This window comes from Streptomyces sp. NPDC030165, from assembly GCF_055573595.1.
Genome location: NZ_JBVIBD010000073.1, coordinates 1 through 1,962 on the forward strand (window position 1 = coordinate 1; position 1,962 = coordinate 1,962).

Consider the following 1,962-nt stretch of genomic DNA (forward strand, 5'->3'; position numbering starts at 1 on the left):
CCCAGCTGTCGTAGCCGAGGACGGCCCAGGTGCGGGAGGTGTACGCCTCCCGGATGAGCTGCCAGGTGCCTTCGACGGCGATGCGGATGCGTTCGGTCAGGGCGCGGGCCTGCTCGATGGTCGGCTGGTCAAGCGCGTTGGTCATGCTTACCTCCTCGGATGGGTGGGGTCGGGGTCGGTCACGCCGCGGCCCGGTCGGCGAGCGGCAGTTGCAGCACTTCGCTGTGCCCGTACTGGGTGCCGCAGGTTCCGCAGCGCCGGCCGGGGGTGGTGAGGGTGACGCGCAGCGGCTGTCCGCACGCGCACTGGACGGTGACGCGGCGTTCCGCTTGTTCGCCGGTGACGAGCCGCTGGGTGTGGCCGTGGAGGGCGCGGAGTTCGTGGTGGAGGTCGGCGATGGCGCTGAACGAGCTGTAGATCCACGGCGTGTTGGCGGCGAGGAAGCCGACGACTCCGGCGAGGGTCTGCCGCAGGTCGCCCCGGAACACGGCGGGCTCGTAGCCGAGTTCGTCGCGCACGGCGGCCTCCCAGTCGGCGAGGACGGTCACCAGCCCGCCGCGGGCCCGCAGGTCCAGCACGTGCAGCGAGCACGGCAGGGGTGCGCCCCGGGTTCCGCTTACGCGCCCGTCGCCCCGCCCGGAGCCCGGCTCCAGCAGATCGCCGAGCTGGTCGTAGAGCGCCGGGAAGGCGCGGAGCATGGTCACCCCGCGGTCCTGGCAGATGCGGCACGCGAGACGGTCCCACTCGCCGTCCCGCAGGCCGTACATGCAGATGTTGCACGTCGGGTTGACGTCGTCGAGGTCGTGCATGGCGGTCTCCTTGCGGTCGTGCGGGCGGGGCGGCAGGCGTCCGCCGCCCCGTGGCGGGTCAGGGGCGGGTGATGTGCAGGCGGCGCCGTCCGCCGCCGGGCATCTGGTCGGCGACGACGTGGAGCCCGGCGGCGCGGAGTTCGGCCGTGTACTGCTCGAGGCCGGTCTCCTCGCCGGGCCCGTCGTGGAAGACGTTGACCTGGCGGCGGCCGGCCTGGACGGCCCGGTAGCCGGGGTTCCAGCCGTAGGCCGGGTCGTACTCGGACGGCTCGTAGCCGCCGCCGGCGAGGGCCATCTCGACGTCTCGGGTGCGGATCACGCGGGGCATCAGGCGGCCTCCTTCGGCGGCAGGCTGCCGGTGCCGTTCGCCTTCATGTAGGCGATGGCCGCGTCGGTGCCGTCGAGGTGGAGCACGAGGTGCATGGCTCCGATGCGGATGCCGCAGGCCAGGGCGCTGTGGGCGAGTACGCCCTCGTCGATGCGGGATGCCTTGGAGCACCGGTCGTGGTGGGCGGCTTCGGCGGTGAGCTTGTCGACGACCGCCTGAAGCCCTGTGCGGGCTTCTGCGGGCCTCTCGTGGGCGCCGGGGCAATCGGGTGCGTCCGGCGCCTGCGGGGCGTTCTCGGGGGCCCCTGAGGGCTTTTGCAGCCCTGTTGTGGCGGCCCGCTCGACAATTGGGCGCGCTGCGCGGCTCTCTGACGCCCTATCGGCGGCTCGCGCACACCCAGCGCCGCCCGAGCCGTTCCGGGCCGCCTCACGGGCGCCCAGGGCCGTTCCCGGGCCTCCCGCGGCGGCGCGCAGCCGGCCGAGTTCCGTGTACAGCGCGTCGAGCTGGTCGTCGGTGATCTGCGAGGCGGTGGGGCGGGCGGTCATCAGGCGGCCCTCCTCGTCGTCTGCCGCTCGGCGCGGCGGCGGTGGATGTCGGAGTAGGCGGGCAGGTGCCGGGCGGTGGCCCACTGGTGGCCGCAGCCGGGGCAGCGGTAGCCGTGCACGATCCGCTCGCCGCGGCGGCGCTCGGCGCACGGAGGTATCCGGCGGCGGCAGCAGGCGGGGCAGGAGTCGGTCACGACGCCTCCTCGGCTTCGGGGTCTTCGGTCCAGGTCTGGTGGCCGGTGCCGCCGTCGGAGTGGCCGCGGGCGGCGGGGCCGGTCCA

4 protein-coding genes are annotated in these 1,962 nt (G+C 74.3%); all 4 read right to left on the reverse strand.

The genetic code is table 11. The features are described from left to right. Positions 1 to 179 precede the first annotated feature (179 nt). From ACZ4Z1_RS42430 to ACZ4Z1_RS42445, 4 genes are read right to left on the reverse strand one after another with little or no spacing between them, the layout of a single operon-like run. Positions 180 to 809 carry a hypothetical protein gene (locus tag ACZ4Z1_RS42430; protein WP_468492067.1) on the reverse strand — a complete coding sequence of 210 codons (630 nt, stop codon included), beginning with the start codon at positions 807 to 809 and terminating at the stop codon, positions 180 to 182. Between the two features lie 58 nt (positions 810 to 867). After that, entirely contained in the window at positions 868 to 1,137 is a 270-nt protein-coding gene (locus tag ACZ4Z1_RS42435; protein ID WP_468492068.1) for a hypothetical protein, read from the reverse strand. Then, positions 1,137 to 1,682, reverse strand: coding sequence for a hypothetical protein (locus tag ACZ4Z1_RS42440; RefSeq protein ID WP_468492069.1), 546 nt, complete (start codon positions 1,680 to 1,682; stop codon positions 1,137 to 1,139). Before ACZ4Z1_RS42440 ends, ACZ4Z1_RS42435 begins: the two co-directional genes overlap by 1 nt. Further along, positions 1,682 to 1,876 carry a hypothetical protein gene (locus ACZ4Z1_RS42445; protein WP_468492070.1) on the reverse strand — a complete coding sequence of 65 codons (195 nt, stop codon included), beginning with the start codon at positions 1,874 to 1,876 and terminating at the stop codon, positions 1,682 to 1,684. The genes ACZ4Z1_RS42440 and ACZ4Z1_RS42445 overlap by 1 nt, the downstream gene beginning before the upstream one ends. Positions 1,877 to 1,962: the final 86 nt, after the last annotated feature.